The sequence below is a fragment of the Chryseobacterium binzhouense genome (assembly GCF_007474545.1).
Taxonomy (GTDB): Bacteria; Bacteroidota; Bacteroidia; order Flavobacteriales; family Weeksellaceae; genus Chryseobacterium; species Chryseobacterium binzhouense.
Map to the genome: position 1 here is coordinate 928,232 of NZ_VKOG01000001.1, position 24,775 is coordinate 953,006.

Consider the following 24,775-nt stretch of genomic DNA (forward strand, 5'->3'; position numbering starts at 1 on the left):
AAAAACAAAAACTCCCTGTATAAAGGAGTTTCAAAAGTTTTACGTTAAGTTTATGCGGAATTACTGCGGAACGGTTTTGAGATTTTCGACAATTTGATTGATTATACATTCTTTTGCTGACTTTCTATTGCCTACTTTCACTTCACTAATCATCCTGCTGATACCATTTTTATCTTTGACTTTTGGAGTCCGAGCGTCACCATTAGTCTGAAACTCGAATCTTTCTGCCCAGAATGTGTTAAAAAGAGTTTTGTCCTGATAATCTTCTTTGAAGAATTCTCGTAAGGAATCAATCAAATATCCGATGTCGGATTGGCTTCTCCCATGCAATACTATCCGAGTTTCAGGAACAGTATCTACAAAAAAATGCTGTAAAAACATTTCTTGCGTACTGGATTCATGAACAAAACCCTCTATCAAAAGGTTATCATATAATTTTCCGATAAAATCAAAGTTCAGCCCAAAAACAGTTTGCTTGACTAGGGGTTGTAACCGCTCATGTCGAGATACCGCTGTTCTGGTCGTGGCTGTACCTTGAGTTTGTGGTGTTTCAGGAATGTTATTGCTTTTTACCCTGCTGATAATCTTTTCTATCAAAGATAATTCTTCCAAAATAACATGAAAATATTCATAACATGTATCGCTATGCTGTTGTTTTTGCAAGGTTTCTTTGTAAACACTTATTCTCGTTTTGCAGTGGTCTATCTGTGCAGCTCGATTGGTAAAAGATTGGTCGTAATATTTCAGAATCTCCTCTGTAAAATGGGTTCGGAGGTATTTTTGAAAATGTGTTAAAAGTTCCTGTTTATCTTTCGCCCTTGTAGCAGGAAGGTTTTTATTGATGAATCTAGTCAAATCATCGTCAGATATGACTTTAAGTAATTTATCTAGTTTTTGGTATCGGGTATCTGTATTTTGTGCAGGGTCAAGTCCAAGTTTTTCTGCTAATATTGTTGTAAGGCTTTTTTGTTCCATTTTGTTTGTACTTTGGTTACGCTAATTTACTGAAAGCATCATCAATAATATCATCCTCAAAATCTTTCAAATATGAGTTTGTGACAGCAACAGAAGAATGTCCCATTACTTGACTAATCACATCTGAAGAAACATTATTGAATTTTAAATGTGTGGCAAAGGAATGACGGCTTACATAGCTGGTTATATCTTCGTCAATTCCTATTTGCTCTGCTATGAATTTCAGCCCAGAATTAAATATTCTTAAACATCTTCTGTATCTCCCGTGTAACTGCTTATCAACAAGTCCATTTTTTAGGATAACAGGAAAGATATATTTTGTTGCTTCTGGTCTTACATAGCTTCTGTAATACTCCAAAATTTCTAATGCTTCTGCCCGTAAAGGAACATTAAAATCCCGACCTGTTTTGCTTCGGGTGTAATGCAGGCGGTCGCCTTTTATGCTATTCCATTCTAAAAATGCCATGTCCTTAAAATTCATTCCTCCAACATAGTAAGAAAACAGAAACATTTTGTAAGTGTCTGTATATTTGGGGAACTTTCCACAATCAAAACTTTTGAACATTGCAAACTGCTCTGTACTCAATGCGATTTTGCGAGATTGCATTTTTAGTCTTTTCTGAATACTATAATTTTTGAATGGGTAATCTTCTTTTTTTGCATATCCTGACCGTATGGCAAGGTTAAATAATGTCCTTAAATCAGTCATTCTAATTCTTATAGTTGCGTTATTGCACGTTTTTGCTAAGAAATTTTCGTATTTTACTAAATATTCAAAATCAATATCTTTAAATCTAAGGTCTTCGTTTTTATCAAATCTGAACAATGCTTGCATAGATTCTTTAATTGCTTTAGCATATCCAAATCTGGTTAATTCATCTAATGAATCAACTCTCTGCTGAAAAAAATCTTTCACAGAAGTAGATTTTATCTTGTTACCTGCTGATTGTGTTAAGAATTTTGTAACAATATCATTTAAATTGTAATCAAGCTCTTCGGATTCCAGTTCTATTATTGCTTCATTAAGACGGGTATCTAGTTTTTTCAGAGTTTCGTTAATTTCACGTGCTTTGCCATGAGACGATTTCACTTTTTTATTTTTGGCATCCCATTGATTCTCCTGTACGGAAAATGGTGTAGTCAAAATTTTAGATTTATTGCCTAGATATACTTTAAAAACAATTGGAAGACTTCCGTCTGCTTTAGGTTTATTTCGTAGCATTAGTTGTGTTGTTGCCATAGGTCAAGTTATAGGTCAAGGTTGAAAGTCAAAAATAGTAAAAATAAGTCAAAATTCAAAATGAATTCTTGTTATAAGTGATTGAAAAACAGTATTATTGTAAATAAAAGTAAGCTAAAGTAAATACCGTGACCCCTTACTCATAATCAGGTGGTCCCTGGTTCGAGCCCAGGTGGGACCACTACAAAAATTCGACAAGCCCCTATTTATGGGGCTTTTTTATTTGCCAAAATCGCAACGCTGAAATATACGCTTAAACTTCCCCGGAAAAGCCTTGCTGGATTGACTTTGCAAGAATGTGTTTCTTTTTTAAAATAAATATTAAAATGATTATGTGATAATAAAAATTAAGAAGTCATTTTACAAATTTATCTCAGAAATGTGTTTGTCTAAAGAGCATTAAAAAGTTTCCGTTTTCGTCAACTTGCAATATTTCCTTAAATTTCCATGAATATTTTTACCTTAGCCCTTCCAAAAGTCTTCTATGCCAAAATATGAACGTATAAAAACTCATCTTACAGATCTTTCTCCTTTATCTGTTTCAAAGGTATTTGAGTTCTTGGATCAACTATATAGAAACGATTTGGAAAAAAGCTATTTCAGTGATAGCATTAAAAAGTATACGATTCAAGAACAATATTTTATATGCTATTACGCTAAAATTTATTTCGGGGAATTAGATAACAGTTTTTTAAGTATAGAACTGGATAAAATATTTAAAACATCTGATGGTGAAAGAAATTCTGAAATTAGAAAATTAAAACATAATGCAGTTGATCTTTTACTGTATATTGATAATACACAATTTAAAACTCTGCAGAGAAGAGCAAAACTTATAAAAAAAAGAGCTACTGGCTTTGAAAAACATTTTTTTAAACCTAAAATGAGTAATTTAAGGTTTAGGCTTCCACTCTATTCTGTTCCTACAAAAATTACATACAAAGAAAATCCAGAGTTTGTTAGTAGCTTCTATTCTGAAGAAGATAAAGAATATGCTTTATCGACCGGAACAGAAATGTCAGTTATTGCATCTTCTGAATTTTTTGAGAATTTTAAAAATTATTTTTTTAGTGCTTTTGAAAATGAGTTAGATTATGAGCAGATAGGTATGTTATTTATCAATTCATTTTCTTTTACAGGTAATAATGATATTGTAGAGTTATTGGATTTAGAGTTTGATAATAGCACTGTAATTCACAATATTTTTTTCAAAATTTATAAAAAATATAATGAAATCCAATCAGAATTAACTGATCATATAGCGAACCAGAGGGAAGCTACTAAGAACTTTAAAAAAGCACGTAAAAAATTGCTGAATAAAGTTCGAATATATACTGCTACAAAAAAGGATTTTATGAAGGTTATGTATAATGCATTTCCTCAGATTCGAGAGTCTTATTCTTCGTTTAAGAAAAAAAATACTAAAATTACTCTGGAGCAATACTTGACTACCAAAAGCAGAAACATAAAATAGTTATTAGACTAGGTTTCAGAATTTTCTCAATCCCCCTCAAAAGGATTTTTACTTTTTATAAGTGCGTAAAAAATTCATTAAATTTTTGATTTTACGCATTTCACTTAAAATTTTCATTATTCTATATAAACTTGCATCAGCAAAATTGAGTAATGGATACCAACGCACTAACATATCATCTAGCAAAAGTTTTTTCAGAACTGGAAGTTCGGATTGCGGAGAGAGTACTATCTCTGCTAACGGAGCAAGGTTTGGGATTGGCAGGGACGCCTGTGGGTCAGGAGAAGCTTTTGACTGATAAGCAGTTATGCGAACAGCTTCAGATCTCAATTTCACACTTCCACAATTTTAAGAGAACTCATTCCGGCTTTCCTTCTTATACGATCGGTAAGAATGTTAGGTATAAGCTTTCTGAGGTTTTGGAGTTCACTAAAATTCAATCATTAAAAAATAAGAAATAATGCGTAAAGTAAAAATACCCGCAGGGATCATTCTTGTGCCTTGGTACATAGTTGATGGGAAATATGTCAGAATAAAAACCATTGATTTTCTGAATTTCCTTGTCTTTCTAAATATTATGGTCGCTAAAATAGGCAAAGAAAGAGAATATGTATTTATTGAGAATAATATTATCAGAATCATTGAAGTGTCAGACATTGTACAGATGTTACTCCAATGGCTGGATGAGAATTTTGTAAAATTTGAAGCAGAAGTTCCTATAGATGATGTTAAAGAGGCTTTTATCATTAAATCAAGCATGTTGTTCGATAAGACAACGCTTTTTTTTCTGAAAGAAATTGAGTTCAAACAGAAATTTGACTCTAAGGATGAAAGCTATCTTTATTTTCTAAATACGGCTGTAAAAGTTAACAGGGATGGCATTGATCTCATAAAATACAAAGACTTAGAATGGCTGATAATGGATGAGCAAGTTGTAAAACGTAATTTTTTCCTTCCGAAGAAAGCGATTACTAGGCTCATTATTCCATATCAAATATTTATCTGGAATATCGCTGGACAAGACGAAGTAAGATACAAGGCTTTTATGTCCGTTATCGGTTATCTGCTTCATCGGTATCAGGATGCAGCTAATGCTAAAGCTATTAATCTTCTTGATGAAACAGAAGAAACTGATCTTGCAGAAGGAGGTAGAGGAAAATCGTTGTTTGTCAAAGCAATTGGGTTTATGGTTGCTGTCTGTGCGTTATCAGGTAAAGATTTTACAGGAAACAACATTTTTGCTTTCCAAAGGGTCAGCCGTTATACAGCTGTTTTATTAATAGATGATGCAGGGCATAACCTGAGATTTGAAGTTTTTTATAATCGGATCACTGACGGCTTTACAGTTAATGTCAAATATAAGCAGGAATACCACATTCCTTTCGAGGAATCCCCTAAGGTTGTGATTACCAGCAACCACATCTTGAAAGCTCTCGCTGGGAACAGTACAGACAGGAGAAGATATGAGATAGAATTGAGTTCACACTATGGAAAAGATTTAACTGTATATGATGATTTCGGACATTATTTCTTTACAGACTGGGATCAGAGGCAGTGGGACGAATTTACTTTGTATATGCTAAGCTGTGTTCAGCTGTATTTAACAGAAGGATTAATAGAAGCTCCATCTATCCACCTAAATGAGCGGAGATTGGTTTCTGAACTTGGAATTGAATTCTTGGATTTTATGGAAGAGGAACTACAAGGAAAAACCAAGCTTCATAAAAAAGAGCTGTTCAGCAAGTTTTCAAAAGGTGGGTATGTCAATCAAAGGTATCTCCCGAATCAGAGGACATTTACCACAAAGGTTAAGAAATATCTTGAATACAAGCAGATTCCTTACAGAGAGATTCCTCTGAATACCAAAATGTACTTTGAAATTCTAAGTGAAAAGGACTTAAAGCCAATGATTACTATTGATAGCGTTGATACCGACTACAGGACAGTTGATACCGCTAATAAATTGACACGGCTGGTTAATCAGTTACAGAAATTTTTCAGTACTGATAATACCACTAAAAATTAATTATTAAAACGTAACAATATGAATAAAAGAAAGATCCTTGTCATGGACTTGGAGACTACGGGATTAGACCCATTTACAGACCATATAGTGAGTGTTGCTGTATCTGTTGAAAAAGGAAAGGGATTTAATATCGTTCTCCCTTTTTATAAAAATAAAGCCAAGGCTAAAGAGTTCTTACAGCCATTGCTTCCGATACTTGAAGATGAAACGATTACCAAAGTCTTTTCCAATGCTAAGTTTGAATTAAAATTCTTTCATCAGTACGGAATTGAAATTAAAGGTGAAATCAGGGATACCATGATTTTAGATTATCTCTTGGATCCTAACCGTAAAACCCACGGACTAAAGGAAATTTCAGAACGACATCTGCAATACCACCAAATTTCCTTTGAAGAAATGTTAAACGGTAGGGTTATCACCGAAGTTCCGAAAGAAGAACTCTCCAAATATGCCTGTGAAGATACAGACCTGACTTTACAATTGTATCATTACTTAACTCAACAACTAAATCATAACTAAAATGGATATAGCTATTAATCAGTTAGAACACGATTTAATACGTGTTCTCGCTAAAATCGAATTCAGTGGTGTAAAAATAGACACGAAGAAATTAGAACGTGTAGAACATCAGCTATTGAATCGACTACAAATGACCACTGAAAAAATATCAGAAATCGCGGGATCAGAAATTAATCTTAACAGCAATGAACAGCTGAGTACTCTGCTTTTTGAAACGTTAGAAATTCAACCGAAAGTTACTACCAAAGGTAAATCGGGATTGATTTCTGTTGATAAATCACACTTAGAGAAACTGAAAGAGGATCACGAAATTGTATCACTCATCTTGGATTATAGGAAAACCAACACTCTGTTAAACTTCTGTAATCAATTGAAAGAAATTCACCCGAAAACAAAAAGACTTCATTGCAACTTAAATCAGATAGAAACAGCTACAGGACGATTTAGCTGTAGTAATCCGAATTTACAGAATATTCCTAATGTAAAACTTAAGGACAACGAAACTGATGAACTTAAAATTATCGCTTCCAAGTTCAGAGAGGTTTTTATTGCTGAAAAAGGATGTTTATTGATTGGTGCAGATTATTCGCAGATTGAACTTAGGGTTATGGCTGAGATAAGTCAGGACAGCTTTTTACTCCATGCTTATAATAATGGTATCGATATTCACGAACTAACGGCTTCTAAAGTGTTTAATTGTAAAATTTCGGAAGTAAGCGAAGAACAGAGGAAGATTGCCAAAACAATCAACTTTGGACTAATCTACGGAATGTCAGCGGTAGGTTTAGCGGAATCTCTTACAGCAATTACAAAGAAACATCATTTTAAGGAAGATGCTGAAAAAATGATGTCAGATTATTTTGCCGAGTTCAATGGAGTAAAATCCTGCTTGGAAGGATTAGTGGATTATGCAGATCATCATGGTTATTCCAGAACATTGTTCGGACGTACTAGGCCAATTCCCGAACTGTCTTCTAATGATTTGAGTACTCGAGAGAAAGGAAAACGCCTTGCAATGAATTCTCCTGTACAGGGAAGCGCAGCCGATATTATCAAAATGGCAATGGTTAACTGTGACAAAGCGATGTCAGCAAAGAGGTTGCATTCAAAAATCATACTTCAAATTCATGATGAACTACTTTTTGAAGTCCCTGAAGATGAAGTCGCGATTATGGAAAAAGTGATAAAATATGAGATGGAGAATGTTGTAAGGCTGTCTATACCTCTTACAATAGAGCTTGGTAAAGGTGAAAATTGGGCAGTAGCTCATTAAATAATATTATTAATTCTAAAATCATAAAAAAAATGACAGAAGTAAATTTTAAAACTGTAAATATTGGTAATGTAACCAATGTACAACAAAACAATTCGAATATGTCAAAATTCGAGACAGCCGACGATTTGTTATGGATTTCGAATATACAGCTAATCGTCAAAAATGTGAACTTAAAAAATATTTATTGGCGAAATCTAATAAAAAAGAAGTCTAAAGAAGAAGCTTTTAAGCTTGATCCTAATGTATATAGTTCGTATGAATATGACCTACTTGTAAAATTCTCAAATGAAAAAATAGTACTTGATTTAGAAATGCCGGCATATTTCATTGATCTTATAGAAAATAAAACTGACAGGAATTTGTGGGATAATCTAAGACATGTAATTATAAAACTTCTGAATATTGATATTTCTAGTGCTAAAGTGAAAGGTTTAAGATTTATATTGAGTAAATCGATTGAAGATGAAGCCCACTTTAATAACAAGATTGAACTTGAAGGATATACACAAGACTACGAAACAGCAAGTTCCAGAAAATTTATTAGTGTTGATAGAAAAATAGAATATAATATATATAAATATTCTGTAAGCAATGAAATTGTTATTAATGAAGCTGTTACAATAAAAAAGAGACATGAATTTTTAAAATTACGTAATTACTCAGATTTTATGAATTCATATTTGGAAACAGAAATGCGAGAAATCATTTTCGAGCATAGAAAAATGCTAAAAATCCACAACTAACTCCTAAGGCTTTATAAAATATTAAAATTTCAGCCTAATCTCACATTAGGTTAGGCTAATTATTTTCAAAAATATAAATAATTAAATACATACATGACAACAAAAGTAGAATTCATAGGTAGTACAGCCGATTTGAATACCAACAAAGCAATTAACAACCACAAAAATTTTACAGCAATGGAAAAGTCAAAATCAATTAATTTCTACAATAATCAGGTAGATTTTATCTCACTACGAATCTCAAAAGAAGATTCAGCATCAATAAAAATGGAAAACCTTACCGAACATCCTGTTTTGAAAAACCAATATACCATCAACAGTGAAGATGATGAGCATCTTAAAAATATTGCGCTGTACTTTAAAAAAGACGGAAGCATCATTTTGAAATCCAGCATGCCTTATTTTTTGTATGGACACAATCACGTTAGATTTAACGAAGACAAAATCGCTGAATTTGCAAATAAAATCAGAGAGATACTGAATATTGATATTGAAAAATCAAAAATACTTGAGTTTGAATATGGTGCGTTTGAAAAGGTATCGATAGATATGAAATCATATCTAAATAATCTAATTGGACTTAAAGAATGGGACTTAGAGTATAATAAAGGTGGTATGAAAATGTTCGGAAATTCAAAATTAGGTTTGCACTACAAAATTTATAATGCTGTTGCCAATGCTAAAATGAAAGGTACATTGATTAAAGGCTGTTTTCCTTCCGAGGGAATTATGAAGCATGAATTAAAATTCAGCAATCCAAAAAAATATTTTGGAATTGATCTTTATTTTGAAGATTTGATGATTAACGATTATACTGAAGAAGATTACATTATAGTTAACAGACTTAGTCGTTTATTATGTAAACTGCGAAATAGCTTAGTTGAGAAAGCAGATTATCAATTTTTTCCGCAGAAAACAGATGTATCAAACATTCTTTATGCTGTTCTTAAAAATATTGAACAAATGAAAGACGTAGCATTCCAAATACCTATTTACAAAGAGATTTTAGAGCTTATTAATATGATGGACTTATCACCGTCACAAAAAAGCAAACGAAAAAAATCTATAGAAGAGCTTGAAGATTCTTACGATCCTGCACCCTTTTAGATAATTTTCAAAAAGTTAATGAAGAAACTTTAGCCCTAACTGTTGTAGCGCATAGTGGTTTAGGGCTAAAGTTACCACAACAAAACTATGTCGCAAAATTTACAGTTAGCAATCTAAAAAATTAAAATAATGGCAACATTTAAATTTATCCTGAGTAAGCTTGATTATCAGAAGAAAAAGAAAAGTCCTGAATCCCTTCTGATGCTGAGGTATACTCATAAAAAGAAGACAACTCATTTTTCAACTCATAAGAATATTGACGAAAAATACTGGGATGAAAGAACACAAATGGTAAAGAGAAGTTATCCCGGTTCTGACAGATTTAATATTTACATTAAGGGAATTCGTCAGAAAGTGGAAGATATCGTTAATGGTATGCTGATCGATGGCAATGATCCTACCACAGATTATGTAAAGTCTGTTTACAATGCTGATAAGAATGGAACGGAGAAAAAGAAGCAATATACGTTCTTTGAATATGCTGAAAAGTACTTAGAAAATGGTAAAAATCGTCTTACAGCAAGTACGATTAAAAGCTATCGTACTGCTTTACATAAGCTTGAAGATTATCAGGACTATAGCAGAAACAAATTAGACTGGATGAGTTTTGATATTGATTTTTATTATGACTTCATGGATTTTTATACAGGAATTGAAGGGCTGACTAATAATGGTTTTGGTAAAATCATTAAAAATCTTAAAGCGATTTTAAACTCAGCAACTGAGGACGGTTATAACACTTTCACAGGCTACCAGCATAAAAATTTTAAAACCGTAAGAGAAGACGTCAATAATATTTACCTCAGCGAAGAAGAGATTTCCAAGCTTTTAAAATTGGATTTAAGTAGTGATAAAACAATGGAAAGAACGAGGGATTTATTTGTCTTCGGTTGTTATACAGGGTTGAGGTTTAGTGATTTTAGCCAAGTAAAGCAGGAACATATTGTTGGTGATATTCTTAGAATCAAAACCATAAAGACGAGTGAATGGGTAAATATTCCGATTCTTCCAGCAGTAAGGGAGATCATGGATAAGTACAAAGATAATCCGAACAATCTTCCGAAATCTGTATCTAATCAAACAATGAATAGAAATTTGAAAGTGTTGGGTGACTTGGCAAAAATTAATGATAAAATTCTAAAAATTAGAAATAAAGGTAAAGAAAGGATTGAGGAAAATCTTTTAAAATATGAAATGATTTGTACTCATACAGCTAGAAGATCTTTTGCTACTAATATGTTTAAAAGGGGTGTTCCAACAAGGGTAATTATGAATATCACGGGGCACAGAACTGAAAAAGCTTTTAATAGCTATATCAAAATATCGCAGGATGAGAATGCAGAATTGTTAAAAGAATACTTCAGTAAATCAGCATAGATTTTTACATTAATAGTAAAACCTGCCAAATAAGCAGGTTTTTACTTTTTGTTTTCTTTCAGTGTCTTTTTTTTTAGGAGGAAGGCACTCAAAGAAACTTGGGCTTACCTGCGGATCCAAAACTTAAGAACAAACAAACTTAGAAAGAAATATGACATAACCTCCTGTTAAATATAGTTTGCAAACCTTTGATTATTTAACACGACGAAGTCCAGAAGTACTTTTGAATTACACAACATCAGTTAATTATAATTCCAAAATATTGAAAAAGAATCCAAACTGAAAATTTAATAATTTCTTTTGTAGGAAATGTTTTCAGCGATGTTCTACATAATCATATGTAAAATCCAATAGAGATTCTCAATTAAAAGTTTTCCAATGGAGAATAATGTTTAAAATCAATGACGTGATTTGTTTAATTTCATTTATTCAAAGGAACATTATTAAAACAGTTCAATACTATCTAATTCCAAGAGCTACTAATTGTTAAAACGACAAACCCTTTTATTGATATTCCGAAGGAGAAAAAAAAGAGAGGCGGTTTTACCGCCTCCAGTCAGTTAACAGTCATCTTTTTTTTAATTATGGTTTTTAATTGAACTGTTTAATTATGTCATTAATTATAAGTGCATGATTGGTGAAAATGTAATGCATATTTGGTAAGAATGAAATGCAAATTTGGTGATATTGAAATGCAAGATCGTTCAGATTGAAATGCAATATTAGGTGAATTAAAATGCACAATTGGGTATAAAGTAGTACTGTTACTCCCTGAAAAAAGTAATAATGGTAGTAGTTTTTACGAAAGTAGTCATATTAAACCTCTCAGATACAACAAAGGAATCGAGTGGTACTACAATGAAAAAGGACATGAATTTTTTGAGTCTGTAGTAAATTAAACCTCTTGAACTCACTACTACTATCAGTAAGGAAACAGAATTTATCACATAAAAAAATAGTACAGTGAAAAGATATACTGAAGGGAACTTTGAAGATGAGTTCGCACCGCATTTAGGATTTACAAAGAAATTGATAATAGAAATTCCTTTTGAAATCTTATCAAATAAAGAATTGTCCCTAAATGAAAAGCTGATGTTGGGCTTGGATTTTTCCCTGAAAAAGAAACTCGGATTTAATCAAATGACAAATAAAAAGATTGGGGAATTACTTAATTTACATCCTAATATTGTTGGGAACTGTCGGAAAAATCTCGTAGAAAAGCAATATTTACTTAAGAAGGGAAGACAATATTTTTTAACTGACCACTATAAAAATATTCAGGAGTTAGAAATTAATGATGCTGAAAGAGTAGAAAATAAAGACAGGAGAAACATAAAGCTACCTATTGAAATTTACTCCCATAAAGATTTAAAAACAGGAGAAAAACTGCTTTGGGGAGAGTATAATTCAATTAGCAAAGGAATTATAGAGTATTTTGCAAAAAGGGAGTATACTGCAAAACGATTAGAGGTAAGTGTGGAAAGCATTTCAAATTGGACAAAAGCTCTTTATGAAAAAGGTTTACTTGAGGAATACAAAGTTATAAGTGGATACTGCGTTAGGCGAAAAATAATTATTACTTGCAGCTTTGATAAAAAGTGAAATTAAAATACAAAACTGGTGCTTTAAAATGCTCCTTTATATAAACATTGTTTTTAACAAAGTAGATTAATTTATAACTGGGTTTGATGCCAGACACCCAAATTGAAATAAAACCCGATTTTTGAACCGAGAACACTACTCAAATTAAGTTTTATCCTTATTGAGATTGAAGAATATTGAATTGTTATTAAGGTTAAAACATAAAAATGTTGTTTGAAACTGTTAAAATTAATAGCTTTACAACAGTAAAAAAAACAAATTATATAAGATTAGAAATATTTAAAAATTAAATAAACATATTACATTTCGCAAACTGACGTCTGTCTTTGAAAGGTCGAAAATTCAAAAGTACAACAGGATAAAGTTTAGCAAAATGTTCAGGCTTGGGCTTGGGCATTGCTTTACTTTGTTGTACAGGGCTTCGACCCCCTCAAAGACAGGTAGAGATAATGTTTCAAGCCTGTTTTTTGTTTTCATATATCATTACGGGTTTCAGTAAGGAATATCAGATAAAAGTCTATAAGATTGAAAACCTAATAAATAATAAAATGAAAACGAAATTTTCTACATTACTACTTATTCTATTTACTTCATTAGCCCTCATCAACTGCAATAAACAATCAACCAATAATGAATTAGATACCTCATATCTCAATGAAGATGGAACAGAAAAATTTTTAGTCGAAAAAAATAAGTTCAGTAATTTCATTGTATTAAGCAGTTCGATAGGAAGAAATAACAATCCTGTATCTACACTATATGCATTCAAAGGCATTCTAAAAAATAATACCAAAAATATTTACAAAACTGCTACTATTGAAGGAGAAGTTATTCTTGTTCTTGATAATGGGAATGAACTTAATTGCAGAAGTATGTCTGATTCTTTAGATCCCGTCTTGAGTTCTATTGCAAATTCCAAAACTAAGTACAACTGGAAACCAAATGAAAACTGGGTAATAGATGAGTTGAAATCATGTATTATTCCTGTAGAATATTTCAGTTATCCAGTGAAACAGGTATTTACCCAGTACTATATCAATACAGAAGACCAAATCAATGATACCTCCGAAAGAATACTGGTGTCTCAAAGAGATGTAACAGACCGATGGTTAAAAGCAAAAAAGAAAGCAGAAAAAAATATTCCAGACTCTGATGATTATTCATTTAGTATCTCAGAGTATCTTGAAACCAAATGATGCTATCAAAATACAATAGCGTTATTGTTATATAGACACTATCATATTCAATATGAAAAAATTAGTAATTGCTTTTTCTCAATGTATTTTTGGGTATTCAAATTATATATTCATGAAGAACTAATTTTATTCTTAATTTAGTATGTAATATTTAAAAAAATCTCATGCAGTTAAATCCTAAACAATATGACATTACTCTTCAAAATTTTTTATCTTCCTGGAGTCTGGAACGAATAAAAGTCATGACAATTGATGAATATGCTGACTTGTCAAATCACGATTCATTGTGCTACTGGTTAGAGTATGGGACTAAAAGTCTAGGAGAGATTGGTGGTATGCAAAGCAATAAATTTGAATTGTGGAAACCACAAGCAGGTGAAAATAAGCAATTCAAGGATGGTCGATTTACTATGGAAGGTAAATATGCTTACAAGAGTAAACGTGGGGCTACATTAAATCAAGCTTTTGAAACTATAAGAAATTTAATTATTGATATTGTACATAATTCTTTAGAAGAGAATTGGGAGGCTATAGTTGATAATGAATTTCATGCAATTGTTAAATGGAAACTTGCATGTCTCTTTTCAAAAAAGCAGCTACTTTCAATATATAGTAGAAGAGCATTACTATCTATTGCTAGAGGACTGGGTTATTCCTTTACCAATGGGGATAATATTTTAGTTATTCAACAGGCAATTATCAGCAAAAAAACTAATGATGAAGATATTGTAGATTTTGCGTATAGAGTTTACTCAGAATTTGCAGAACGTGATAAGACCGATAAAAGGAATTATTTTATAATTGGTAGTAAGTATAGCGACGATGAAGGCTACGATACAGTTTCTGTTATAGATAAATTTATTGATAATCGTTGCATCGCAATAGGCTGGTTAGATTGGTTAGATTTTAGTAGCTATATGGGAAAGAAGCATAAAGAAGTTGACGACTTTGTTGAGAATAATTGGAACAGTGGCTCGCCAGCTATTAGTAAAATCAAAAGTTACTTTCGACATTTATCTGATATGAAAGCAGGTGATATTATAGCTGTCAAATCTCAAGGAGCCTACGGAAAATTGACAATAATTGCATATGCACAGGTGGTAGAAAGGGAAGGGGGAATTTATTGGCATGATGATAGCCTTTTAGGACATCATATTAATGTTGAATTTTTGGAGGTGGGTTTTTCTCATGAAACTGGAGAAACATATGCAGGCACAGTTCATAAGCTAACTGCTGATAAGGATGGTGAGAGGTTTAGTAAAGTATTCGGATGGCACGCTGCTGATTGGCAAGAGGATAGTGAGGAAGAGGATGAATACGGAGAGATTGTTGTTTTTGATGAACCTGATGATGAAGGATATAGAGTTAAAATAGAAACAAGTTTTCAAAGAAGTGCAATAGCTTCAGTCACAGTAAACCGTATACACAATAGGATTCAAAATCGTTTTGTTGAATATTTGAATACACAATATCCAGATGATGCATGTTCGGGAGAAAAAAGATATATCGATGCCAAACGGATTACTGCAGATAAAATCTTTATATATGAAATAAAGCCTTTTACTAGTGCATATTCTTGTATTAGAGAAGGTTTAGGTCAGTTGTTTGATTATATGTATCGAGAACATACTAGTAAAGAAAAAAGGCTTGTTATAGTGGGCCCGAACGAACCTAATCCAACAGATGAAAGATTCCTGAAACATATTAGAGATATTTTAAAAATACCATTCTCTTATATTGCTTTTAATGAATCAGAAATGATAGCAAAGGAATATTAGATAATGACCAATATAATCATATGGATACAACTGATTTAAAATTGAAATTTGAATTTCAACTAGCAAAAAATGTTTCGGAAATGAAAAAGATTCATTCATTTAAGCAATTGCAAAGAATGTTAGATGAATATGGGTATTTTGAAGGGGCGACAAAATTGATAGATGGTCATGGGACCTCTGGACTAGCGGACTTGCTAATGGCTGGTAGAGAAGATTTATCAATAGAGCATTTAGCTTTATCTGAAGAGTTTCAGTTATTGTTTAATGAAAATCAATTAAAGAAGTGTAAACAAAAGCTTGGTTTTTGATCTACTTTTAATCTATCAGGATCTATATTACTTTTCATAATCAAAATTAACAGCATGAAAGATAAGTTTTCAAAAGAAAAGAGAAGTGAGATAATGAGCAAAATTAAAAAGACAAATACGAAGCCTGAAATGATTGTTCGTAAGTTTCTCTTTAGTCAAGGATTGAGATATAGAATTCATAATAAGAAATTAATTGGAAATCCAGATATCGTGCTTCCAAAATATAAAACAATAATTTTTGTAAATGGTTGCTTTTGGCACGCTCATAATAACTGCAAATTGAATAGGATGCCTAAAAGCAATACAGATTATTGGATACCAAAGATATTGAGAAATGTTGAAAGGGATGAGATAAATAGAGTTGAGTTAGAAAAGTTAGGTTGGAATGTGATTACAGTTTGGGAATGTGAACTAGGCGTTAAAAAAAGAGAAGATACATTAATAGAATTATATAATAAGATTAAAACTGAATAAGATTATAAATTATTTGAGATTGAGGAAATACATTTAAGTTTCTTTAATATTATACATCGATAGCCAAATAATTATACAATGCTATTTTATCATTACATTAAATTCTAATTTATTTATAAAGCGACATGTTTTGTCGCTTTACTATTATAGCTTTGTTTTTACCAGTCTAAAATTAATAGCTACAGTGATTTTGTCATGAAGAATAAAAATCTTAGTCAAGATAAAACGCTTATCTTTGTTGGTTATAATTTAGGAATAGAGGTTGAAGAGTATGAGAAATATAAAAAGAGATGACTTTAACGATAAAAACTTTACTGCAAATGATAAGGATACTTTTGAAAAAAGTGCTGAATCAAAGATTAATGCAATTAGTTTCTTCTCAGGGGCAGGAGGCTTAGATATAGGTGCTCAGTTGGCTGGAGTAAATGTTATTTCAAGTTTAGATTTTGACAAAGATAGTGTTGAAACAATGAGGAGTAATAAAATTTTTAAAAATTCTACTCACTTTCATGAGGATATAAGAAATGTTTATGGCTCTAATTACTCAAATATATTAAAAGAAAATAGTTCTGATAAGCTAATATTGATTGGAGGACCACCTTGCCAGCCTTTTTCGAAGGCAGGATATTGGGCTAATAATAGATTGGGAGATAAAGATCCACGAAATATGATTGGTGAATATTTAAGAATTATTTCTGAATTGCTTCCAGACGGATTTTTGTTAGAAAACGTTGAAAGTATTTTACATCCCAAGAATAAAATTGCTGTTGAGCAAATCCAAGAATTTGCAGACTTACTGGGATATAATTTAATTGTTTATAGGGCTAATGCATTAGATTTTGGTGTTCCTCAAAAAAGAAAAAGAGTTTTTTTTATTGGTACAAGAAAAAAAATTAAAGGAGAGCCTCAAAAGACGCATGGTTCTCAATTGGAGATATTTGCTAAGAATGATGTAAAGCCCTATGAAAAGGTTGTTAATTGGATTGGTAAGTATGATGAAGAAAAATATTTTGAAAAAGAAGAGTTGACTATTGGTAAAACGTATGATGAAGCATTAAAAATGATACCACCTGGCGAAAACTATTTTGCTTTAACAGAGCGTAATGGAAATCCAAACCCAATGTTTAAGGCAAATACAAGATTTTGGAACTTTCTGCTAAAGCTTCATCCTGAATTGCCTTCTTGGACAATAGCTGCTCAGCCAGGACCTTGGGTAGGGCCATTTCATTGGAATGATAGGAGGTTGCGAGTTCCAGAGATTGCAGCTATACAAACCTTTCCAGAAGATTATATTTTCAAGGGAAGTCGTAGATCAATTCATAAGCAAATTGGTAATGCCGTGCCACCATTATTAGGAAAGTCTATGGTGGAATTTTTAATTAAAAACATTTAGTTAGTAATATGAACCCTAAAATCGTAAGTGTTTTTTCAGGAGTAGGAGGTATAGATGAAGGATTTCACAAAGCAGGATTTGACGTAGTTTATGCCTCAGATATATGGGATGTTGCTTGTAAGTCCTTAAAAGAGAATTTTCCAAAAACAGAGGTTGTATGTGATTCAATAGAGAATGTGAATTTTAGTGAAATTCGTGAAAAGTATGGTGCTATTGATGGTCTTGTAGGAGGACCGCCATGCCCTCCATTTTCTAAATCACGATTTTATAGGACTGAAAAAAAGAGAGGTATAAATGATGATGATGGATCTATGACTGTCTCAAATTATTTTAGAGCAGTAGAAGAATTGAATCCATCGTTTTTTTTATTTGAGAATGTTCACGGATTTATCTATAAGCCTCATAAGGATGCTCTTGAGTTTGTTGAAGCTGAGTGTGAGAGGCTTGGGTATAACTTATATTATGACGTATTAAATGCCGCAGATTATGGCATTCCTCAAACTAGAATGCGATTCATAGCAATTGGAGTTAAAAAAGGAATGAAAGAGTTTGTATTTCCTGAGAAAACAAACTTTGAAAAAGCAACACCCCGTTGGGTTACTGCGGGTGATGTATTATTTGATATTGATTTTGATTTAGATGAAGATAGTAAAATGCAAGCAGGATCAAAGCATAAGCATTTGTTAAAAGAAATTCCTCCTGGAGATAATTATCTTTTTTTTACAAAAGAAAGAGGACATGAGAATCCAGCTTTTAAATGGAGATCAAGATATTGGTCTTTTTTACTAAAGCTTTCACCAGATAGACCGTCTTGGACAATTCAGGCTAGCCATTCTAATAATATGGGACCTTTCCATTGGAAGAATAGGTTTTTAAGAATTTCGGAAATTAAAAGATTACAATCGTTTGATGATGAATATATTATTTTAGGCTCCTTCAAGGATCAATGGAGGCAAGTGGGAAATGCTGTTCCTCCTAAGTTAGCTTTAATTTTGGCAAGTCAGATAAAATCTTTATATTTTGAAGATGTTTTGGAGGTTGTTAAAAAAAATAATGTAAAAGAAAAAGCTTAATTAAAAAATGATAAGATATGAAGCTAATTTAGACGGTACTTTAGTTATAGGAGAGCCGTTTACTGATTTTAGTGAGTTGGAGATATTAAAGGATATTTTCGATGAATTAGGCTGGAAAAATTCATTGCGTGGAGACGGAAGAGGTGGGTATTATGTATTCGATATTGAATTGAGGAACGAAAAAAAAATCAGACTACATATTTATCTAAAGAGAGTGACCTTTGGAGGACGAGAGTCAAGACCTAAAGAAAAAAGAGTTCAATTTTCTGCTGCATTAGAAAGAAAAGGGTTTTTAAATTATAATGAGGAAACAGAAAATGAATTTAGTCTTATATTAGGTATCTATAAAAATAAGAATTATTCTGACGTTATAATTTGTGCATGGGACATACATGACTGGGGTCATAATTTTGGAAGAGCCTTCAATTGTTTCGTTGATGTGACTACTATATCAAAAGCTTTGAAAAATGGTTTTGCCCAACATAAAACATCTAAGGGGCAGATTGTTTGTTGTTTTAGACCACAAGAGTTTAAATACTATTTAGATAATCGTAAAATATTACATTCTGAAATTCAAAAAGATATTCACAGTGAATATTTTGAAAAAATGGAAGAATTAATAACTGATCTGAAAAGTTATTCTGATGAAATTCCTAATTATCCAGATTTATTTCAAGTAACAATTGATATTCTAAAAAATCATAATGGAATTACGAATATTAATAGAATAGAACTTGAGGCAGGTGATAGTTTAAAACTAACAGATGAAGCAAGATTTAAAATTCATAATCATAATGAAGGTTTTAGAACTGAATTAGGATATCAGTTGGCCTGGGCTAGATTTTATTTAAAAAAAGCAGGATTAATATCTAGTCCTAAAAGAGGGATATGGGAATTGACTAATAGTGGATGGAATCAAATTGTTAATAAAAGCTTTATAATGAAAGCTGCCACTCAAAGAGAAATTCAAAATGAGATTAATCAAGATATACAGTTTGAAGATGATATTGAGATAGAGACAAATATTGACAATCAAATAATAGAAAATCCTTTTAATTCAAATGATGTTGACATTAGAACAAAGACAATGTCTTTAGATCTTCTTATTAAGCGTTTAAGAACAGATGCGATTGATATGAACACAAGCTTTCAGAGAAAAGCAAATTTGTGGGATATAACTAAGCAAAGCCGATTAATTGAGTCAATTTTAGTTCGATTTCCTCTACCCGCATTTTATTTTGATGGTTCTGATGATGATCATTGGCTTGTAGTTGATGGGCTTCAGAGATTGAGTTCTTTGCATAATTACGTTAATTTGGAGGCTTTTGGATTAGAAAACTTAGAATTTTTAACTCAGTTTACAGGAAAGAAATTTTCAGAATTGCCTCCTTCTCTACAGCGTAGGATTGAAGAGTTTGAAATAACTTCTTATATTATTGCTGCAGGTACTCCAAAAGTTTTGAAATTTAATGTGTTTAAAAGAATTAATACCGGAGGACTAACGCTAACTACTCAGGAGATTAGAAATGCATTATATCAAGGCAAAGCTACAGAAATAGTGCAGAGACTTGCTGAATTACGATCATTCAAGGTTGCCACAGCCCACACAATATCGGAAGATAGAATGTTGGATCAAGAGTTTGTTACTAGGTTTTTAGCATTTTATATCTTTTCGTATGATAGTTATAATGCTGATTTGGATTCTTTTCTTAACAATGTCATGGATAGTATAAGTTCAGGTGTTATAAATTTTTCTGCGGAAGAAATAATATTAGATTTTGATAAGGCTATGAATGCAGCTTTTGCTATTTTTCAAAGTCATGCTTTTAGAAAAAGATATGAAGTCAATGGAAGAAGAAAGCCTATAAATAAAGCTTTATTTGAAGTGTGGTCAGTTCTTCTTAGTAAGCTTGAGCAAGACGAATTAGATTTTTTAATAATAAATAAAAATCTTGTTGTAGAAAAGTTTATTAACTTATTAAATACAGACGATTACTTTAACCAATCTATTACATCTGCTACAGGGGATAAATCTAGGGTTAAAAAGCGTTTTACAGAGATTAAAAAAATTATTGAATCAACATTATTGGAATATGATTACTAAAATACAAGTTCAAAATTTTAAATCCTTAGAAAACCTCTCTTTGGATTGCAGTTATTTAAATGTGCTAACAGGACTTAATGGTATGGGTAAATCCTCAATAATTCAAATCCTTTTATTATTGAGACAATCTTATGAAAGAGGATTACTTCAAGAAGGATTAGCTTTGAATGGAGATTTAGTGCAAATTGGACTGGTTAAAGATGCTTTATACGAATTTGCTGATATTGAAGAACTAAATTTCAAGCTTGATTTTTTTGTCAATAATCAAGAAATTAAAAAAGACTGGCGTTTTATAAGAGATGTAAATGACATTGATAATCCAGAAGAAGAAAGGACATATTCAGGCTCTGACTTTATGCCTTATTCTACAGAAGAAGATGCCGATAAATTTAGAGATTTAAAAGATCTAAATATACTTTCCCTCTTTAAGCATAATGCTTTCAAATATTTAAATGCTGATAGATGGGTTAAAAATGAATATGAAACATCAGATTTTAATGTTGTAAGAAATAAAAACTTAGGAAAGCACGGTCAATATACTGCTCATTATTTGGATTATTTCGGAACGCAAAAAGTATCTGATGAATTAGTTTTTGAGGGTACTGATAATAATGAATTAGCATTTCAGGTATCTGCTTGGATGAGTTATATAAGTCCTGGTACAAAAGTTAAAACAGAGAGGGTTTCTGGTTCTGAATCTATAAAATTGAGATATGTATTTGAAGAAGATGGAATTAATACAACTGAATTGAAGCCATTAAATGTTGGCTTTGGTATTACTTATATTTTACCAGTTCTTGTTGCGCTATTAAGTGCCAAAAAAGGGGATATTCTTGTGATTGAGAATCCTGAATCTCATGTTCATCCAAAGGCTCAATCCATAATAGGGCAGTTAATTGCAAAAGTTGCTACAATTGGTATTCAGATTTTTGTAGAAACTCATAGTGATCATTTATTGAATGGAATTCGAATAGCTGTAAAGAATGGTGTATTTAATGAATCGATTAAATTATTCTTTTTTGACAGAATAAAATCTAAAGAAAAAGCTAAAATATATTCTACTTATCAATCACCTGTAATAGAACAGGATGGTAATGTCAGTTTCTGGCCTGATGATTTTTTTGATCAAGCAGTAAAAGATTTAAATTATTTATTTGATATATAATTTATGGAGATTTTTTTAAACGAATCTTCATTAGATTCTCAATATAAAAATGAGTATGAATTTGCGGAAGCTATAAGATTCTTTGTAAGTTCAATATCGAGAATAAGTAAACACTCTGAAACACAGCGAAAAACATTTAACAGTGATTATTTGTTTTATCGTATAGGTTTTTCGGATACTATGTTAGGGTCAATGCTTAAAAAAAATCATGCAATAAATTCTCTTTTTATTCAAAATCTTAATCTTATTAGTCCCAAAATATGGCAAAAAGAACAACAGCACGATTCAGATATTTTATATGAATATAACGATATTCCATATCAAGGTTTTTCTCCTGCTGAATTAGCTGAACGTAAATTACAGAATAATGATTTAAAAGGATTTCTCTTAAACTTTGTCAATTCTGAGTTTAAGGATTTTGATAATATCAAAGTTATAAAAAATAAAGTTGATACTATTGAAATTGACTGTGTAGTTTATGAATCTAATGTAGAGGATTGGCTTATAAAAAATGGATTTTATAATCCTGATGATCAATATGATATTAAATCCGGAATAGCTCCAAGAGATTCACAAACAATACTCAAAAACGAAAAGGTGTTTGTTAAAACTAATCATAAAAGAAATAAGGGAAGGGTTGTATATAAGAAAATTGGAACTAATCAATTATGGGTAGTAGATGGATCTTCTAAGCATGCTGGAGTAAAAGCGCACATTGAAGTTTTTGATGAGAATACTAGAAAACATTTAGGTACATCACTATACTTTGAGGATAGCTTAAATACTAATTTTAAGGTTGATAATAGAGAAATATTTTTAGAATAAGTATTATTTTCTTAAACACGCTTAAACCCATCTACATCTACAACACTCCATACAACTCCAATATTTTTATAGATAGTTGATATAAAGTAAATATAACTCCATCTAATACCACATAAATACACGGGGGACATTACAGGTGGGACCACTACAAAAACTCGACAAGCCCCTATTTATGGGGCTTTTTTATTTCCCAATCATACGCTGAAATATAAAGCATATTCAGATACCACAATTTTACATCATCAGACTTGGTTAAAGCATCTTTTCACTTGGTGAAATTGTTTTTCGGTAATATAGATATGTATATCTTTGTGTTATGAAATGTTTTCGAATAATTCTTTTAATCATCCTGATCTTTTCTGCGAATAATCTTTATTCACAGGAGGATGTGGCAAAGGAGGTTGTAGCAGAAACATCTAAACTGAAAAAGGCAGTAAGAACCAAAGACGAACCTGCAGAAGCTGAATCGTATTATAATATTGGGGAATCATATTTTAAAACCGGAAACTACTCTAAGAGCGAAGAATACTTTTTAAAATCAAAAAATATTTACGAAAAGATCAACGATAAAAAAAATCTTGAAAAAGTAACCCGGAAACTGGCACAGTCACAGGAAAATCAAAATAAACTGAAGTCTGCACTCAGTAACTATGAATCGGCATCAAAAATAGGGTACTCCAGGACAGGCAGAAATATAAACTCTAATGATGTTTCCAGAATTTCGGCTCCTACTTCTGTGCAGAAAGCTGAAGCAATCCGCAGTAATCTTGTCATCAGCGAAAAAGAAAATAATAAAGAAGATCTTGCTACCGGTTACAGCCAGATGGCAGATGTCAATATCGAAAATAAAAACATTCCTAAAGCAGAAGAAAATCTTAATACTGCGTATAAAATTTCAAAGGAAGAGGCGCCACAGCAGGCGTTGGCGATCAATCAGAAACTAACCGATTTTTATGTTGAAAATAAAAATTTTGATAAAGCCATTGAAGCAAAAAAATCGGTTTTAGAGGAAAATTTTGTAAAAGAAAACTCGCAGAAAAAAGTTGAGCAGATTCAGGAGCTTGCCGAAATTTATATCATGAAAAATGATCCAGAGGAAGCAATAGCTTTATTGAAAAATGCGTACAAAATTGCTTTACAGAAAGGGCATACTTTGGAGGCACAGAAAACGGTTAAAAAGCTCGATAGCTTATATCAGACATCACAAAATATTGATGCTTCTGTAAATTTGTATCGTGATTTTTTGGGAAAACTGCCCGATTTGGTTTCTAAAGATAAAAGTCTGGTAGATGAAAAAATTTTGGAAGACACTGAAATGAAGATTGAGCAGCTGGAACAGGAAAAAAAGCTTAAAGATGAACTAATCCGAAAGAAAAATATGTTCAATTACAGTTTAATTGCGGCATTAATGATTTTATCAGGATTAGTAATCTTTATTTTCAGAACACTTAAAAAAGTACAGGTCAAAAACAAAAAAATCGCCCTTCAGTCGCTTCGACGTGAGATGAATCCGCATTTTATCTTTAACAGCTTAAATTCTGTAAATCATTTTATCGCTACCAATAATGAGCTGGAAGCTAATCAGTATTTGACAAAATTTTCAAAACTGATGCGTGGTGTTATGGAGAATTCTACGGAAGATTTCATTCCGTTTCAGCAGGAGTTAGACTTGCTGCACAACTATTTGTCTTTAGAGAAAACCCGGTTTACGGATAAATTCGATTATGAGATAGAAGTTGATGAAAGCCTCAATGTTCAAAGTTTAAAAGTTCCCGGAATGTTGGTGCAGCCTTTTCTTGAGAATGCAATCTGGCACGGTTTAAGATACCGCACGGAAAAAGGGTTTTTAAGTTTAAAGTTTGAAAAAAATAATGATTTTCTCAATATTTTGATAGAAGATAACGGCATCGGAATTGAAGAAAGTAAAAGGCAAAAAACAGAACATCAGAAAAGCCGTAAAGGTCGCGGTATGAAAAATACGCTGGAGAGAATTGCTTTACTGAATGATCTGTATCAAAAGAATATTGATTGTGCCATTACTGATAAGAAAGATATACCGGGAGTACGCGTTAAAATTTCTTACAAGTTGATAAATGGTTGAATCTCAATTTTAATCTCAA

21 protein-coding genes are annotated in these 24,775 nt (G+C 31.7%); 18 read left to right on the forward strand and 3 right to left on the reverse strand.

The features are described from left to right. Positions 1–60: 60 nt before the first annotated feature. Together FNE73_RS04270 and FNE73_RS04275 are read right to left on the reverse strand one after the other, a co-directional pair. Positions 61–975 carry a hypothetical protein gene (locus tag FNE73_RS04270; protein ID WP_143883522.1) on the reverse strand — a complete coding sequence of 305 codons (915 nt, stop codon included), beginning with the start codon at positions 973–975 and terminating at the stop codon, positions 61–63. Between the two features lie 16 nt (positions 976–991). Beyond that, positions 992–2,215, reverse strand: coding sequence for a site-specific integrase (locus FNE73_RS04275; protein WP_143883523.1), 1,224 nt, complete (start codon positions 2,213–2,215; stop codon positions 992–994). 484 nt (positions 2,216–2,699) lie between these two features. Between FNE73_RS04275 and FNE73_RS04280 the strand changes: the two genes are divergently transcribed. After that, the gene (locus FNE73_RS04280) at positions 2,700–3,689 is read left to right on the forward strand and encodes a hypothetical protein (RefSeq protein ID WP_143883524.1); all 990 of its coding nucleotides are present in this window, start codon (positions 2,700–2,702) and stop codon (positions 3,687–3,689) included. 48 nt (positions 3,690–3,737) lie between these two features. Here FNE73_RS04280 and FNE73_RS04285 read toward each other — a convergent pair whose 3' ends face one another. After that, complete coding sequence (locus FNE73_RS04285) at positions 3,738–4,025, reverse strand: hypothetical protein (RefSeq protein WP_143883525.1); 288 nt, start codon at positions 4,023–4,025, stop codon at positions 3,738–3,740. A 124-nt stretch (positions 4,026–4,149) separates the two neighbouring features. Here FNE73_RS04285 and FNE73_RS04290 point away from each other — a divergent pair, with 124 nt between their 5' ends. The 17 genes from FNE73_RS04290 (at position 4,150) to FNE73_RS04370 (ending at position 24,756) form a co-directional block, all read left to right on the forward strand. After that, positions 4,150–5,715, forward strand: coding sequence for a primase-helicase family protein (locus tag FNE73_RS04290; protein ID WP_143883526.1), 1,566 nt, complete (start codon positions 4,150–4,152; stop codon positions 5,713–5,715). A gap of 18 nt (positions 5,716–5,733) precedes the next feature. After that, positions 5,734–6,234 carry a ribonuclease H-like domain-containing protein gene (locus FNE73_RS04295; protein ID WP_143883527.1) on the forward strand — a complete coding sequence of 167 codons (501 nt, stop codon included), beginning with the start codon at positions 5,734–5,736 and terminating at the stop codon, positions 6,232–6,234. A gap of 1 nt (position 6,235) precedes the next feature. Next, positions 6,236–7,507, forward strand: coding sequence for a DNA polymerase (locus FNE73_RS04300; RefSeq protein WP_143883528.1), 1,272 nt, complete (start codon positions 6,236–6,238; stop codon positions 7,505–7,507). Between the two features lie 32 nt (positions 7,508–7,539). Further along, the gene (locus FNE73_RS04305; RefSeq protein WP_143883529.1) at positions 7,540–8,253 is read left to right on the forward strand and encodes a hypothetical protein; all 714 of its coding nucleotides are present in this window, start codon (positions 7,540–7,542) and stop codon (positions 8,251–8,253) included. 93 nt (positions 8,254–8,346) lie between these two features. Next, positions 8,347–9,360 carry a hypothetical protein gene (locus tag FNE73_RS04310; RefSeq protein ID WP_143883530.1) on the forward strand — a complete coding sequence of 338 codons (1,014 nt, stop codon included), beginning with the start codon at positions 8,347–8,349 and terminating at the stop codon, positions 9,358–9,360. A 129-nt stretch (positions 9,361–9,489) separates the two neighbouring features. Continuing rightward, positions 9,490–10,737, forward strand: coding sequence for a site-specific integrase (locus FNE73_RS04315; protein ID WP_143883531.1), 1,248 nt, complete (start codon positions 9,490–9,492; stop codon positions 10,735–10,737). Between the two features lie 963 nt (positions 10,738–11,700). Further along, complete coding sequence (locus tag FNE73_RS04320) at positions 11,701–12,339, forward strand: hypothetical protein (protein WP_143883532.1); 639 nt, start codon at positions 11,701–11,703, stop codon at positions 12,337–12,339. A 548-nt stretch (positions 12,340–12,887) separates the two neighbouring features. Continuing rightward, positions 12,888–13,535, forward strand: coding sequence for a hypothetical protein (locus tag FNE73_RS04325; RefSeq protein WP_143883533.1), 648 nt, complete (start codon positions 12,888–12,890; stop codon positions 13,533–13,535). Between the two features lie 164 nt (positions 13,536–13,699). Beyond that, positions 13,700–15,313, forward strand: coding sequence for a hypothetical protein (locus tag FNE73_RS04330; protein ID WP_143883534.1), 1,614 nt, complete (start codon positions 13,700–13,702; stop codon positions 15,311–15,313). Between the two features lie 20 nt (positions 15,314–15,333). Beyond that, positions 15,334–15,621 carry a hypothetical protein gene (locus FNE73_RS04335; RefSeq protein WP_143883535.1) on the forward strand — a complete coding sequence of 96 codons (288 nt, stop codon included), beginning with the start codon at positions 15,334–15,336 and terminating at the stop codon, positions 15,619–15,621. A 54-nt stretch (positions 15,622–15,675) separates the two neighbouring features. Further along, the gene (locus FNE73_RS04340) at positions 15,676–16,095 is read left to right on the forward strand and encodes a very short patch repair endonuclease (protein ID WP_143883536.1); all 420 of its coding nucleotides are present in this window, start codon (positions 15,676–15,678) and stop codon (positions 16,093–16,095) included. 271 nt (positions 16,096–16,366) lie between these two features. Next, positions 16,367–17,488 carry a DNA cytosine methyltransferase gene (locus FNE73_RS04345; protein WP_143883537.1) on the forward strand — a complete coding sequence of 374 codons (1,122 nt, stop codon included), beginning with the start codon at positions 16,367–16,369 and terminating at the stop codon, positions 17,486–17,488. A gap of 8 nt (positions 17,489–17,496) precedes the next feature. Beyond that, complete coding sequence (locus FNE73_RS04350; protein WP_143883538.1) at positions 17,497–18,561, forward strand: DNA cytosine methyltransferase; 1,065 nt, start codon at positions 17,497–17,499, stop codon at positions 18,559–18,561. A gap of 7 nt (positions 18,562–18,568) precedes the next feature. Further along, positions 18,569–20,665: a GmrSD restriction endonuclease domain-containing protein gene (locus FNE73_RS04355; protein WP_143883539.1), complete on the forward strand. Its 2,097-nt coding sequence runs from the start codon at positions 18,569–18,571 to the stop codon at positions 20,663–20,665. Continuing rightward, positions 20,655–21,830, forward strand: a complete 1,176-nt coding sequence (locus FNE73_RS04360; protein WP_143883540.1) for a DUF3696 domain-containing protein — start codon at positions 20,655–20,657, stop codon at positions 21,828–21,830. Before FNE73_RS04355 ends, FNE73_RS04360 begins: the two co-directional genes overlap by 11 nt. A gap of 3 nt (positions 21,831–21,833) precedes the next feature. Beyond that, complete coding sequence (locus tag FNE73_RS04365; RefSeq protein WP_143883541.1) at positions 21,834–22,655, forward strand: hypothetical protein; 822 nt, start codon at positions 21,834–21,836, stop codon at positions 22,653–22,655. 316 nt (positions 22,656–22,971) lie between these two features. Next, a complete protein-coding gene (locus FNE73_RS04370; RefSeq protein ID WP_143883542.1) occupies positions 22,972–24,756 on the forward strand; it encodes a histidine kinase in 1,785 nt (594 codons plus the stop codon). Positions 24,757–24,775: the final 19 nt, after the last annotated feature.